The sequence below is a fragment of the Massilia consociata genome (assembly GCF_042432755.1).
In the GTDB taxonomy this organism is placed as follows: Bacteria; Pseudomonadota; Gammaproteobacteria; order Burkholderiales; family Burkholderiaceae_D; genus Telluria; species Telluria consociata.
In genome coordinates this window covers 22,069-36,069 of record NZ_JBHLWP010000004.1, presented here as the reverse complement: position 1 = coordinate 36,069, position 14,001 = coordinate 22,069, and the positions used below count along the sequence as shown (strand labels likewise).

Sequence of the window (14,001 nt, the reverse complement as noted above, 5' to 3'; positions counted from 1 at the left end):
GGGGTCGGCTGGCCGGCGGGGCAACCCGCCGGCCGCGGACGCATCAGCGTCCGCTGCGGAACAGGACGACCTTGAGCGTGTTAATCAGGATCAGGACGTCGAGGAACAGGCTGTTGTTCTTCACGTAATACAGGTCGTACTGCAGCTTCTGCAGGGCGTCCTCGGCCGAGGAACCGTAGCCGTAGCGCACCTGAGCCCAGCCGGTGATGCCCGGCTTGACGCTGTGGCGCACATTGTAATACGGGACCACCTCAATCAGCTGCTCCACGAAGTACGGGCGCTCCGGACGCGGGCCGACGAAGGACATCTCGCCCTTGAACACGTTGAGGATCTGCGGCAGTTCGTCGATACGGGTCTTGCGCATGAAGTTGCCGACGCGGGTCACGCGCGGGTCGTTCTGGGCGGCCCACTGCGGCTTGCCGCCCTTTTCGGCGTCGGCGCGCATGCTGCGGAATTTATGGACGCGGAAGGTCTTGCCGTCCTTGCCGACCCGCTCCTGCGAATAGAAGATCGGGCCGCGGTCTTCCAGCCACACCGCCAGCGCGGCCAGCAGCATCAGCGGGAAAGCCATCAACAGGATCAAGAGGCTGCACACCAGGTCGAAGCTGCGCTTCATGAAGGTGCGGACGAAGCTCTGGTCGAAGCCGCCGCCGAACACCAGCCACGACGGCTGCAGCGAATCGACGCGGATCTGGCAGGTTTCGCGCTCGAAGAAGGTGGCGGCGTCGGTGACGCGGATGCCCTGCAGCTTGCAGTCGAGCAGTTCCTTGATCGGGAAACCGCCGCGGCGGTTCTGCACCGACACCACGATTTCCGAGACGTTGTACTGGCGCACCAGCGAGACCAGCGAATCGCCGTCGCGCACCTTCAGCAGGCTGGAGGACGGCACGCACAGCTCCTCGCTCGGGTTCGGGATGAAGCCGGCGATGTCGTAGCGGTGGTAGTTCGAATTCCTGGTTGCCAGGTCGCTGCACTCCTTGGCCAGCGGGCCGCCGCCGAGGAACATGATGCGCGATTGCAGGAAGCGCGCCTCGGACGACTTGAAGAAGGCCATGCGCGCCAGGAAGATGCCGACGCCGGCCAGGGCGAATACGATCGCCATGGTGCCGCGGCCGAAGGACAGCTCCGGCGCCATGTAGAACACCAGCGCCAGGATCGCGAAGCCCATCAGGAACGATGGCATCAGCTTCATGAAGAACGGATGGCGCAGGCCCTCGTCGAAGTCGAGCTGGTACATGCCCATCGCGCTCATGCTGAAGATGATCGCGACGGTGAACGCGACCGCCGACGTGAAGAAGTGGTCGAGATGGGCCACCCGGGCGGCGTCCTCGAACTCGAGCAGGCGCACCGCGGCGCCGATGTAGGCTGCCCCCAGCAGCACGATCACCTCGACGAACAGCAGCAGGAAAACGATCTTCGATACGTAGTGGTTAGAGATCCGAAACACGGTAGCCCCCCCGATTCTTATTGCTTGTTTGGTTGTGCATTGGTGTCACTTGATGGCGCGAGGTGCTGGACGTACCACGCCATCGCCTGTTGCAGGCCTTCGCCGATGCGGTGCGTGGGCTGGTAGCCCAGCAGCGCGGCTGCCTTGCTGATGTCCGCCTGCGAATGACGCACGTCACCCCGGCGGAAATCGACGTACTGCGGCCGGTGCGCGTCCAGGTGCGGGAACTGGTCCCGCAGCAGGCCGCGCATCATCTCGTACAACTGGTTCAGGCTGGTGCGGTCGTTGACCGCGACGTTGTAGACCTGGTTCACCGCGTCGACGCCGGCCAGCGCCGACAGCAGGTTCGCCTGCACCACGTTGTCGATGTAGCAGAAGTCGCGGCTGGTCTCGCCGTCGCCGTTGATGCGCAGCTCCTGGTTGCGGATCAGCGCCGAGACCCATTGCGGAATCACCGCGGCATAGGCGCCGTGCGGGTCCTGGCGCGGGCCGAACACGTTGAAGTAGCGCAGGCCGATCGACTCCATGCCATAGGTGCGGCCAAAGACGTTCGCGTACAGCTCGTTGACGTACTTGGTCACCGCGTACGGCGACAGCGGGCTGCCGATGCGGTCCTCGATCTTCGGCAGGTCCGGATGGTCGCCGTAGGTCGAGCTCGACGCGGCATAGACGAAGCGCTTCACGTTCGCGTCGCGCGCCGCGACCAGCATGTTGAGGAAGCCGCCGACGTTGACCTCGTTGGTCATGACCGGGTTGTCGATCGAGCGCGACACCGAGCCGAGCGCCGCCTGGTGCAGCACATAATCGACGCCCGCCCCAGCGGTGCCGGCGCAGGCGCGCACGCAATCGTCCTGGCTGCGGATATCGCCTTCGATGAAGTCGAAACTTGCCCAGGCCTCCTGCCCGACGGCGTCGCGCACGAGCTCGAGGTTGTGGCGGTGCCCGGTCGCGAAGTTGTCCAGGCCGGTCACGCGCTGGCCGAGCCGCAGCAGGGCTTCGACCAGGTTCGAGCCGATGAATCCGGCCGCACCGGTCACGAGCCAGTGGTAGCGGTGCTGCTGCAGGTGTTGCTGGACGTCTTGGAACTTATTCACTTTCGGACACTTTCTCTGTCACGACGGCGCAAGGCCGTCGTCGCCGCGGCGCGTGCGCGCCGCGGCCGGTGCAGGATGCAAGCAGGATTACAGGCGCCAGACGCAGTAGCCGGCTTCCTTCAGCGCTTTCGGGTCGAACTGCGACTTCACGTCGATGAAGCAGCCGTTTTCGTTGAGCTTGGACTGGAAGTCCGGCAGCGACAGCGCCAGCACTTCCTTGTGCGGCACGGCGACCACGAGGGCGTCGGCCTTCGGCAGGCTGTCCCAGCTTTCCAGCTTGATGCCGTATTCGTGCTGGGCTTCCTCGGCCTCGGCCACCGGATCGAACACGTGCACGTCGCAACCGTAGGATGCCAGTTCGTGGACGATGTCGGCCACTTTCGAATTGCGCAGGTCCGGGCAGTTTTCCTTGAAGGTCAGGCCGATCACGTTGACCTTCGAGCCCTTGACGTGGAAGCCCGACGAGATCATCGACTTGACGGTCTTCTCGGCCACGAACTTGGCCATGCCGTCGTTGATGCGGCGGCCGGCCAGGATCACCTGCGGGTGGTAGCCGAGCATTTCGGCCTTGTGGGTCAGGTAGTACGGGTCCACGCCGATGCAGTGGCCGCCGACCAGGCCCGGACGGAACGGCAGGAAGTTCCACTTGGTGCCGGCTGCTTTGAGCACTTCGAGGGTGTCGATGCCGACCTTGTCGAAGATGATCGCCAGTTCGTTCATCAGGGCGATGTTCAGGTCGCGCTGGGTATTCTCGATGACCTTCGCGGCCTCGGCCACCTTGATGCTGGAGGCGCGGTAGACGCCGGCGGTGACCACCGATTCGTACAGCTTGGCGATGCGGTCGAGCGATTCATCGTCGTCGCCCGACACCACTTTCAGGATGGTGGTCAGGGTGTGTTCCTTGTCGCCCGGGTTGATGCGCTCCGGGGAGAACCCGACGTGGAAGTCTTCCTTCCACTTCAGGCCCGACTCGCGTTCCAGGATCGGAATGCAGACTTCTTCGGTGGCGCCCGGGTACACGGTGGATTCGTAGACGACGATGGCGCCGCGCTTCATGTTCTTGCCGACCGACTTGCTGGCGCCGATCAGCGGGGTGAAGTCCGGATTGTGGGCGATGTCGACCGGGGTCGGAACGGCAACCACGATATAGTCGGCCTGGGCCAGCATGGCAGGGTCGGTCGTCACTTCCAGGTGGCGCGACTCCTTCAGCTGCTCGCTCGAGACTTCACCGGTCGGGTCGACGAACCGTTTGTAGTTCTCGATCTTGCTCGCCGATAGGTCGAAGCCGATAGTCCGCCCTTTTTTGCCGAATTCAACTGCCAGCGGCAAGCCGACATATCCGAGTCCTACTACTGCGACGACTTCATCTGCTTTCATAATCGGGTTCCGTTCAAGAATTAGGTTTTGCTATTATGCTAACTTTACTATAGCACGGAAGCTCAGCCGTGCACACTCAGCAATTGCGTTTTTTGTCGAAAAGTAACCACACAGGAAACAAAATAATAAAAAAATATTATTAAACGCCTGTGTCATCCCAAGTGAGGATGGCAGAAAGCTTATTGTTTGTACCTTGTACCTTTAGCACCACATCTTCACGTCGTTTCGTGCATCGATGACGCTTTTTTGTTGCACACAGGAACTAAGCTTAAGTCTTCATGCCTTGGGGCTGTGACTGTTTCACTACTGCAAGCGATAAAATTTTAGCATTTTCTAAAATTCAAGTTATTTCCTGAATGAATCGTGCGCGCCTTGGAGAGATCGAAGACCACATCCCACAGATGACCAAGATGACTTACAATGCATAAATTGCAACCTTGTGTGGGAGTGTGAACACATATGAGTATGTGTCACGCCTACAGCATTGTTGTCACAACAGCAACGCTACCTACCGATGCGAATATGCTTCTTGCAGAGAGCAGTGCATGTGATCACAGTGAATCGTCATCGAAACATTAATTTCTGAACATGAACACTAAGCTTATCCCTTGGTCGCTTGCCATTTTTGCCGCTCGTGAGACCCCAGAAGTGCTTGCACGTTGCGTACGCGCTGCAATCGTAGCCTGCGGTAAACGGCAAGCAAGTCTCGACGTCCTGATCAACGGAAATTTAGCTCTCGCAAAGAAATTTGCTGAAATGGCAAAAGATCTGGACGGTGGAGGGGCGAAACTCCGAGTCTGGGCGATCGAAGCACCAGACAAAGCGCATACTTGGAACGAATACGTCTATCGAATCTGGGACAACGCTGGCACAGCGTTTTTTATCGACGGCTATGCCCAGGTGAGGCCTGATGCCCTGGCAGCAATTGACCATCGTCTCATGACAACACCGGATGCATTGGGCGCATCAGGTGTCCCGACCTCTGGTCGGTCCGCAGCAGCACTCCGCGAACAAATGCTGCGCCAAGGTGGTATCCATGGCAATCTGTACGCTATCTCAGAGGAAGGCATGCAGGGCATACGCGCAGCAGGATTTAAATTACCCCTTGGAATTTATCGGACAGATCCCCTGATCGGTTCCGTTCTGATGTTCCGTCTCGACCCATCCAACAATACCTGGGATCCTCGTCGTATTGCCGTCGAGTCAAGCGCGACGTGGCACGTCGATGGTATCGAAGACCTGACACTGAAGAACGTCAAGAGCCACTTTAAGCGTATCTTGCGCCAGGCCCAGGGTGACCTGGAAAACCGCGCCGCCCGCGATCATCTGGCCGTACGCGGCCTGCCCCTCACCCAGATGCCGAAAACTGTGCGTGAAATGGTCCTGCAGTGGATCGATGCTCACCCTGACGAGGCCCGCAGCCTGTATATGAAGAACCCACTGCGCCTGCATGCGGCGCGAAGGATGCGCCCGCCCCAAGACTGGTCGTCAGCGAAACGCGCGCCGGAATTGCTCTACGGCGCACCGGAAAGGCAACGGGTTGCTGCCAATCTAGGCTGATCTAGCTGTGAAGTTGCAAGAGGTTGTTTCGGCTGGTTGAGAGCCTGGACATCGGTGCTTTACCTCCGATGCCTTGGTGCGGGCGGTGCCAGTACATACCTGGCGAGTACGGCAATGCGATCGATCGCGACCCATTTCGGCAGCGTGGCCACAGCCAGCCATAGCGCCACTGACAAGTCGCCGGATCAACACGGTATTCAACGATTTTATGCCGACCAGGTTAAGTAGCAGAAGCGCTCCCCACAATAACACGGTCAGCCCCAGCAGCGCGTGCGCCGGTAACCTGGGCCGGTGGGCGCGACACGCGGCTACTGCCACAAAGGTAAACGCGGTCAGCCAGAGTTCGTGCCCGACCTTGACATTTTCCTCGAGGTAAACGGCCGCGGCGAAACCGCCAGCCAGCATGACACTGGCCGAGCGCTTCGTGTTTGTGGCTTGGGGCAGATAGGGATAGCTGACGTAGAACAGCAACAGCAGCGTGACGAACCAGAGGCCAGCGCCAAGGCGGCTGCCATTGCGATGCCTGCCCAGTTGAGCACGCCAGATCGCCCGGTGAAGTGCGCCAGAGAGTGCCAGTGCCAGTGCCAAACAGTCTTGCCGGAGAGCGCGGTCACGACCACAATAACGCCACCACCACTCAGAACCGCAAGCCCGGCCGCTCGAGCTTCTTGCGCCAGAAGCGGGAGTGGTCGGTGTGCGGACCATATAAGGCAGCAGTGAAATATCCTGAAGAAAATGCGAACACGAGCAAGCCGAAGGTCACGGGAATCACAGGATCATTCCTGTGAACCAATGTCCGGTTACGACCGTGAGAATGGCAATGACTTTCGCGAACGAGTAATTCCGGATCGCAAATGGTGAAATGCTCACTGCTAGGGGGCTTTGTTGAGCAAATCGAGCGAAGGCCGAGCTGACGCTATTTGTAATCAGTTTTACAACACTGGGACCGTAACTGGGGTACCCAGCCGAGTAAAGCGGTTCAGCACGGCAGCGCGCACCTGCAATTCAGCGACCTGACGGTCGAAGTCACGCGCCATGACGCGTTCGCCGAGCAGTTTGAAACAACGCATCTTCGTTTCGACAAGGCTGCGCCGGTGGTAGCCGCTCCACTTCTTCCAGATCGCCCGGCCCAGCCGGCGCGTCGTGTGGAGGATCTCGTTGCGTGCATCGGCACCGCAGCGGTTCGTCTTCCAGGGTTTGGCGTTCTTGCGGGTCGGAATGATGGCATGCGCGGCGCGCATGGCGATGGCCTCGTGGCAGTCCTTCGTATCGTAGGCGCCGTCGCCACTGACGCTGGCGATGCGCTCGTCGGCTGGAATCTGCTCCAGCAGCGCCGGCAGGACAGGTGCGTCACCGATGCTGTTGTCGGTCACTTCCATGGCACGGATCTCCAGTGTGGACGCATCGATCCCGAGGTGCACCTTGCGCCACTGGCGTCGGTAATCCGCACCATGCTTCTTCGTCTTCCATTCGCCTTCGCCCAGCATCTTGATCCCCGTGCTGTCCACCAGCAGATGCAAGCCTGTCGTGGTCGGCACGGCGCCGATGGCCACCTGCAGCGTCTTCTGCCGCCGACTTACCGTGCTGTAGTCCGGCACTGGCCAGCCAAGTCCCGCCAGGTGTAACAGGCTCTGCGCCATGCCCATGGCCTGGCGCAGCGGCAAATTGAACAGGCACTTGATGCTCAGGCAGAACTGGATCGCCTCGTCGCTGAACGTCTGGCTGCGCCCGCGCTTGCCGCTCGGCTGGCCGTGCCATTTCATCGTCGGATCGAGCCAGATCAGCAGTGACCCACGTGCCTTGAGAGCTTCGTTGTACGTTTTCCAGTTGGTCGTGCAGTACTTCTGTGGAGCAGGCTTCATGCGTTCAGGCTAACAGACCTGCCGGATCTACGCTGGGCAGACCTGATTTACGCAACAAAGCCTCAGACAGTAGAAAACGCTACCGATTTAAACAAATTGTTAAATAAACTAGAGATTTGTTACGTTACAATGTTTTTATAGCATTAATAGATTATTAATGGCAAAATAACTACACATGCCGTTCGGAAAACCATGTTGCGTGTAACGCACAACGGTTTCTTAATTTTTTAATAATACACTTTTGAATACATAAGAATGATATGGTGGAGAACCTAAAAGAATTCCAACAGCGGTCCACGTACAAAATTCTACTCGCTTTGTTCTTGATCGATCTAATTTTCGTCGCTCTTCACGCCCTCCATAAGTTGACTCAGTATTTTACGAATTCCTTGTTCACCGCTGGAATGGAGAGTGAATATATTTCATTTTATCAGAATTTTAATTTTGACCTGCTTCATAAGCTGACTCCATATCTCGCAAATCCTCTATTTAACATTGAAGTGGATAACGGATTTGCAGAGACATATCAGCATCTCAAGTTCGTTGGTATTGTCATTGCATTCTCTTACCTTTGCATCAAAACAAAGAGCTGGTTTTTTGCTCCTTGGGCTCTCCTGTTCACGTATTTTTTTCTTGACGATTCACTTCAAATACATGAGAGATTGGGATCTGTGATTGTTTCGGGGTTCTCTTTTGCACCGCCTTTCGGCTTGCGCAGACAGGATCTAGGTGAGCTGTGCGTTACAGTAACAGCTGGGCTGATCATGCTGCCCCCATTATTGTTGGCTTACTATTTCGGGCGTCCTCCGATCAAAAAAATTTTTTATAATTTGGCGCTGGTTTTATCGTTATTGGTGTTTTTTGGTGTCGGCGTCGATATGGTGCATGTGGTTTTCGTGAACAATCCTATAATGAGCCCAGTTCTTGCTGTGATCGAGGATGGTGGAGAGTTGCTGTCCATCAGTCTATTCTTATGGTATGCCTTATCGTTGACGAGGCGAGCTTCAGATGCAAAGCAAACTTTAAGTGAGCCGACGTCGCCCTTTGAGGCCTTTGTAAGAAGCGATCGTGTGAGTTTACATGCCACAAATGCACGATCCGACCAAGAAGAGTTTGCTTAAAACTGTTATGCTTTCAATGCGGCGAAAGCACTCATCATGATATTTTGAACTCTCTGCTAGGATTGCGTTAGTCTCACTCTTGCACAATGAGCTTTGATCGCTGGATATCGGCTGGCTCAATCGTTCTAAGTAGTCACCCAAAATTTATCGTGAATCTGCTTCCGAAGCCGCTCATCAAAGACTGAACTTCATCGAGCAGGTCGGCGCCGTTCCTTGCAACGAAGCAACGCCAGAATTGCTTGGCGTGCTTCCACAGGATCTCGATTCGATTGAGCTCAGGCTATAGGGCGGCAGATAGTACAGATACAGCCCGTGTTTCGCCTTCTTGTCTACCGGCGTGCCCTTGTATATGCCGGCGTTATCGATCAAGACGATTCGCGGAACCTCGTGGGGCTGCGCCGCAACCTGGTCGAAGAACGCGATGACATCATCACGTGTCGTCGGTCGCTGCTGAGTAGTCCAGGTCAACGGGCCATCATGGCGCAACGCCCCAAGTACGTTCACACGCTGCCGATGTGCGAGCGGTTCAACGGAGCCGGGTCTGGCCAATTTTCCCCCATCCATAACTGCACCGGCGGATTCGGACTGAAACCTGATTCGTCGAAATACAACAGCTCGCACTGCCGGTCATGGTCGAGCCTGCACAGCGCGCCAATCACTTCGCTAGCGTGCTCGAACGCCTCTTGATTTCGCTTTTTTTAAACTGTACCGATAGCGCTTGTACGTGAAATCCATCTCCTTGAGATACCGCTTGGCCGTGTTTTCGCTGATCGGCACCTGGTCTTGGTTCTGCCCGACCTAGCGCAGCAGTGCACCCACAGTCCCGCCCTCAGAAACCGCCAACTCACCAAAAGCGTGCTGTTGCTGGGCGGTCCACTTTCTCGGTCGACCGGTATGACGTCCCTCGTACAACCCGGCCAAGCCGAGCTTGCTCCACCGTTGCCGCCACTGCTCAACGCTGTTCAGATGCACGCCGAATTCATCAGCAGTCTTCTGAAGGGTCAGGCCTTGGCTCAGGCGCAAAATCCCTTGGGCTCGCATCCTCGTCCTCGGATGCGGAAGAAAAACGCCCATTTCACGCAGCGTGCGCTGCTCGTGCTCGGTCAATTTCAAGTGCTTCATCGCTCACCCCCTGCTGCATTGCCAATCTGACTTTGACAGCAAAAATTGTGCGACTACTTCGACGCGATGACTTCACGGAGTGAGCGTGCGAATCGGCTGCGACAATCGGCCCCTTACTCCAGAATCTTGGGCGAGAGTACACGGATCCAGCTTTGGCGTGAACGGCGCGTGAAGGCCCAACAAGCAGTGTGCCAAAATGCTGGCAAAAGCTCACAGTGCAGTGCAAAGCATGATTTGCAACGCTTTGCAAGACCTAACTTGTTGATCTTATAAGGAATGTGTGGCGCGGCTGGCGGGGATCGAACCCACGACCCTTGGCTTCGGAGGCCAATACTCTATCCACTGAGCTACAGCCGCGTTAATAGGAAACAAAGTGATGCGAAGGATACAGTCTTTCTTCGTGCGCGTCCATGGCAAGCCGTTGTGCGCTCAGGAATTTCGTTACATTTCGGCAGCTTTACGTCTATAATCGGCCGATTAGGGGCATTTGCAAAAAGGCATCTCATCGCAAGCGCCGGTAGTGGCAGGTTTTTTTGGTAGTGGCAGGTTTTTTTAATTGAATTAAGGAAATCATGAGCGACGCACACAACGAACACCAATCCCTGATCCGTACTCCGAAGCAGCTGGTTGCGGCAGTCACGGCCTTCTTTCTGGTCATCGTCATTGGCATCATCCTACTCGTGATTTTCGCCACCAACGAACGCCTCGTCGGCGCCGGCACCGACAGCCAGAGTGCCGAAGCCATTGCGGAGCGCCTGCGCCCGATCGCGGAAGAAGGCTTCACCCTGGTCGACGCAAATGCGCCCAAGGTGCTCCAGACCGGCGGCGCCGTCTATGCTGCCGTGTGCGCGGCCTGCCACGACAGCGGCGCTGCAGGCGCCCCGAAACTGGGCGACAACGGCGCCTGGACCCAGCGCTTCGCGCAGGGTTACGACACGCTCGTGAAGCATGCCATCGACGGCATCCGCGCCATGCCGGCCAAGGGCGGCAACCCTGACCTGGACAACCTCGAAGTCGAACGCGCCGTCGTATTCCTGGCCAACAAGAGCGGTGCCTCGTTCAAGGAACCGGCTGCACCGGCTGCCCCTGCTGCTGCAACCACTGCCGAGGCGGCAAGCCCTGAGGCGGCGGCGCCCGCATCTGCTGCCACTGCCGCCGCCCCGGCGGCGGCTCCGCCTGTGGCGCCGCCGACCACGGCCACGGTTGCCGCAGCGGTCGACGTCGGCAGGAACGTCTATAACACGGCCTGCATGGCTTGCCACGGCGCCGGTATCGCCGGTGCGCCGAAAACCGGCGACAAGGCAGCCTGGGCACCACGCCTGGCCAAGGGCAACCCGGTGCTGTACGAGCACGCCATCAAAGGCTTCGGCGCCATGCCGCCAAAGGGTGGCTCGACCGCGCCGGACGCCGACGTGCGCGCCGCCGTCGATTACATGATCGCCTCCTCAAAATAACCTCTCCCGCGCTTCACGCCACTGCAAGCGGATCGACTGCGGGTGCCGATGGCAGCCCGCGTCCTGCGGCCGCTCCCCTTCCTGACATCCCCCACGCCTGCATTCCTGATATCAAGCAGCTAACATCTATTGCAAGAACATAAATAAATATTAGGCGGAAAACGATTGCTACCGAATAATATTCGTTAAATTTAGGATAATCTTGCGTTGCGTTTGGGGTAATTTCTGAACAGAATTTGTGATTCCTCTGGGAATCTTTCTTTCTTTGGCGTAATCTTTAGGTCTGACAAGGGCGTACTTGATACCCCGCACACTCCTGAAGAGATACCAAATGAAACTTCCTACGCATTTCCTGACGCTCCGTACTGCGCTTGCCGTCCTGGCTGGCGCAGCCCTGGCTGGTTGCGGCGGCGGTTCGACCGTCGAATCGACACCCACTGGCAGCATGGAAGGCACGCGCCTCCTGAGCACCGCCACATCAACCTATATTCCGCAAAGCCGCTCGACAGCGACCACGAACAATACCGACAGCACCGCTGCGGCGATCGTGACCGACCTGCGCTTCGAAAGCACGACTGCGGTAGTGCAGGCCAATGTTCCCGTGACCTTCGGCCAGGTCTTCGCGCCGGGCCACCTCTCCACGACTGCTTCGCTGGCCGGTCGCCTCGACAACGGCGCCATGGTCCCGCTCCAACTCAACGTCAAGGCCCTGCACGCCGACGGTTCGGTGCGCCATGCCGTCATCTCGGCCGTCCTGCCTTCGCTGGGCGCCCATGAAGTCCGTACCATGTCGCTGATCCGTACAGCCGCGGCAGCCGAAACCACCGGCAGCGTGACTCCGCTGCTGAACGCCGGCTTCACCGCCTCGGTCAACGCAACCATCGGTGGTGTGCGTTACACGGCCTCCGCCAATGATCTGATCAAGAACACGACGCCGACGACCTGGCTGAACGGATCCACCGTCAATGAGTGGCACGTGTCCGCCCCGTTGAAGAACAGTGCTGGCGTCACCCATCCGCACCTGAGCGCACGCTTCGCCGTACGTTGGTACGACGCGATCAAGAAAGCCCGCGTCGATGTCGTCGTCGAGAATAACTGGGCCTACGAAGCAGCGCCGCAGAACTTTACCTATGACGCGGAAGTCCTGGTCGGCGGCAACGCCGTCTATACCAAGCCGGCCATGACGCACTACCACCACGCCCGCTGGCGCAAGGTGTTCTGGTGGAACGGCGCGGCACCGGAAATCAACGTCAAGCACAACACCAGCTACCTGATCGGCACGCGCGCCGTACCGAATTACGACCAGAGCCTGAGCATCCCGAACAGCGCGCTTGACGCACTAAAAGCGGAGTGGACCGGTGCGAAGACCGAGCCGATGGGCGTCGGCCTGGCAACGCCCTTGATGCCAATGACCGGTGGCCGGCGCGACATCGGCCTGCTGCCGGGCTGGACCGCAACCTACCTGCTGAGCATGGATCAGCGTGCGCGCGACGTCACGCTCGGAACCGCAGACCTGTCGGGCAGCTGGTCGTCGCACTATCGGGACAAGCAGACCGGCTATCCCGTGAGCCTGGTGGACTACCCATACATGACTATCCTCGGCCGTCCGGGCGACACTTGGAACAGCGCCGCAAAACGCTCGGAAGCGTTCCCCGCCTGTGCAGCAGCGGACCTGTGCGTTACGCCGAACAAGCACGACGTCTCGCACCAGCCCAACCTGGCTTACGTTCCCTATCTGCTGACCGGCGACTACTACTATCTCGAAGAACTCCAGTTCTGGGGCATGTGGAGCGCGTTCTCGTCGAACCCGCACTATCGTGGCTTCGAGAAAGGCCTGTTGAATGCCGAGCAGGTCCGCGGCCAGGCATGGGGCCTGCGTACGCTTGCCGAGGCAGCGTACATCACACCCGACGCGCATCCGCTGAAATCGCACTTCACCGGCATCGTGGACGCGAACCTGGACTGGTATAACACGCGCTACGCTGCCGATGCTGCTACCAGCAATGCACTGGGTTTTATTACCAACGGCTATGCGATTGTCTATGACAACGGCACCGGCGTAGGCCCATGGCAAGACGATTTCTTTACCTCGGCCGTCGGGCACACCGCTGAGCTGGGCTTTACCAAAGCTGCAGACCTGCTGAAGTTCAAGATCAAGTTCCCCATCGAGCGCATGGTCGGTGAGGGCGCATGCTGGATCGGCGCGTCGGAATACACGATGAAGGTGCGTGATAGCAGCACCTCGCCGCTGTACACGACAATCTCCCAAGTCTATGCGGCGACCAGCACCAAGTTCACCAGCAGTCCCTGTGGCAGCGCCACGATGGCCAGCCTGCTCGGCCTGAAAGTCGGGGAAATGTCGGGCTATCCGAGCGCAGCAACCGGCTATCCTGCCAACCTGCAGCCGGCCTTGGCCTATGCTGCCGATGCTGGAGGTGCTGCAGGTGCACAAGCGTGGCATCAATTCGAGCAACGCGCCTCCAAGCCGAACTACGCTCTTGCCCCACAGTTTGCGATCAAGCCACGCTAAACTGATCAGGCGCCTCGCCAGAGGTCGTTGACAGGTAAATGGCCTTGTTCGTGACCGCCTGATGTAATCCACACACGCCCGATGCATCGCATCGGGCGTTTTTATTGCAGCGTCGGGTACAGTCCTGCCCCATCGGCACCATTCGGCCCATTGGAAACGGGACTGCTGCTGCGCCCGCCAATCAATCCTGGCCATTTCGGCCAAGCGCCTTCGAAAACCAGGAAGGCATCCCATGAAGGCCGCACCAGGCGCCACCGCTTCCACCGCCACCCCTTGCGATCACAGCATCCATGACAACGCCATCCATGAAGCAATGATCAGAGATGACTGAAAGTTAAGAAGTGATGCGCCTGCTCATCAGTGCATTCCTAAAAATAGGTTGAGTTAATAGCACATTGCGCGCTGATAGACCGAGATAAGCAAAAAAATTTTTG

The 14,001-nt window shown here is 58.2% G+C and carries 11 protein-coding genes and 1 tRNA gene; 4 read left to right on the top strand and 8 right to left on the bottom strand.

Translation table 11 applies throughout. The features are described 5' to 3' along the window. Window positions 1-43: 43 nt before the first annotated feature. The 3 genes from ACFFJK_RS03325 to ACFFJK_RS03315 all read right to left on the bottom strand — a co-directional run bounded on the left by ACFFJK_RS03325 (window position 44) and on the right by ACFFJK_RS03315 (window position 3,918). Entirely contained in the window at window positions 44-1,447 is a 1,404-nt protein-coding gene (locus ACFFJK_RS03325) for a TIGR03013 family XrtA/PEP-CTERM system glycosyltransferase (RefSeq protein ID WP_379677685.1), read from the bottom strand. Window positions 1,448-1,464: 17 nt separating this feature from the next. Next, window positions 1,465-2,541 (bottom strand): SDR family oxidoreductase, encoded by a 1,077-nt coding sequence (locus ACFFJK_RS03320; RefSeq protein WP_379677684.1) that lies wholly within the window; start codon window positions 2,539-2,541, stop codon window positions 1,465-1,467. Between the two features lie 87 nt (window positions 2,542-2,628). Further along, entirely contained in the window at window positions 2,629-3,918 is a 1,290-nt protein-coding gene (locus ACFFJK_RS03315; RefSeq protein WP_379677683.1) for a nucleotide sugar dehydrogenase, read from the bottom strand. Window positions 3,919-4,506: 588 nt separating this feature from the next. On the opposite strand from ACFFJK_RS03315, the gene ACFFJK_RS03310 reads away from it, so the two are divergent. Then, complete coding sequence (locus tag ACFFJK_RS03310; RefSeq protein WP_379677682.1) at window positions 4,507-5,478, top strand: hypothetical protein; 972 nt, start codon at window positions 4,507-4,509, stop codon at window positions 5,476-5,478. Here ACFFJK_RS03310 and ACFFJK_RS03305 read toward each other — a convergent pair. Together ACFFJK_RS03305 and ACFFJK_RS03300 are read right to left on the bottom strand one after the other, a co-directional pair. Further along, entirely contained in the window at window positions 5,470-6,066 is a 597-nt protein-coding gene (locus tag ACFFJK_RS03305) for a hypothetical protein (protein ID WP_379677681.1), read from the bottom strand. The genes ACFFJK_RS03310 and ACFFJK_RS03305 overlap by 9 nt on opposite strands. Window positions 6,067-6,410: 344 nt before the next feature. Then, on the bottom strand, window positions 6,411-7,340 hold the full coding sequence (locus ACFFJK_RS03300) for an IS5 family transposase (RefSeq protein WP_379677680.1): 930 nt from the start codon (window positions 7,338-7,340) through the stop codon (window positions 6,411-6,413). Window positions 7,341-7,744: 404 nt separating this feature from the next. Between ACFFJK_RS03300 and ACFFJK_RS03295 the strand changes: the two genes are divergently transcribed. Next, window positions 7,745-8,461, top strand: a complete 717-nt coding sequence (locus ACFFJK_RS03295; protein WP_379677679.1) for a DUF8692 domain-containing protein — start codon at window positions 7,745-7,747, stop codon at window positions 8,459-8,461. Window positions 8,462-8,635: 174 nt separating this feature from the next. Here ACFFJK_RS03295 and ACFFJK_RS03290 read toward each other — a convergent pair whose 3' ends face one another. The 3 genes from ACFFJK_RS03290 to ACFFJK_RS03280 form a co-directional block, all read right to left on the bottom strand. Further along, window positions 8,636-9,025 (bottom strand): transposase, encoded by a 390-nt coding sequence (locus tag ACFFJK_RS03290; protein WP_379677678.1) that lies wholly within the window; start codon window positions 9,023-9,025, stop codon window positions 8,636-8,638. A 234-nt stretch (window positions 9,026-9,259) separates the two neighbouring features. Next, the gene (locus ACFFJK_RS03285) at window positions 9,260-9,583 is read right to left on the bottom strand and encodes a helix-turn-helix domain-containing protein (protein ID WP_379677677.1); all 324 of its coding nucleotides are present in this window, start codon (window positions 9,581-9,583) and stop codon (window positions 9,260-9,262) included. A 281-nt stretch (window positions 9,584-9,864) separates the two neighbouring features. Further along, window positions 9,865-9,940, bottom strand: a tRNA-Arg gene (locus ACFFJK_RS03280). A gap of 215 nt (window positions 9,941-10,155) precedes the next feature. Here ACFFJK_RS03280 and ACFFJK_RS03275 point away from each other — a divergent pair. Both ACFFJK_RS03275 and ACFFJK_RS03270 read left to right on the top strand, forming a co-directional pair. Then, a complete protein-coding gene (locus tag ACFFJK_RS03275) occupies window positions 10,156-11,037 on the top strand; it encodes a c-type cytochrome (RefSeq protein ID WP_379677676.1) in 882 nt (293 codons plus the stop codon). A gap of 331 nt (window positions 11,038-11,368) precedes the next feature. After that, window positions 11,369-13,567 (top strand): RIFT barrel domain-containing protein, encoded by a 2,199-nt coding sequence (locus ACFFJK_RS03270; RefSeq protein WP_379677675.1) that lies wholly within the window; start codon window positions 11,369-11,371, stop codon window positions 13,565-13,567. Window positions 13,568-14,001 lie beyond the last annotated feature (434 nt).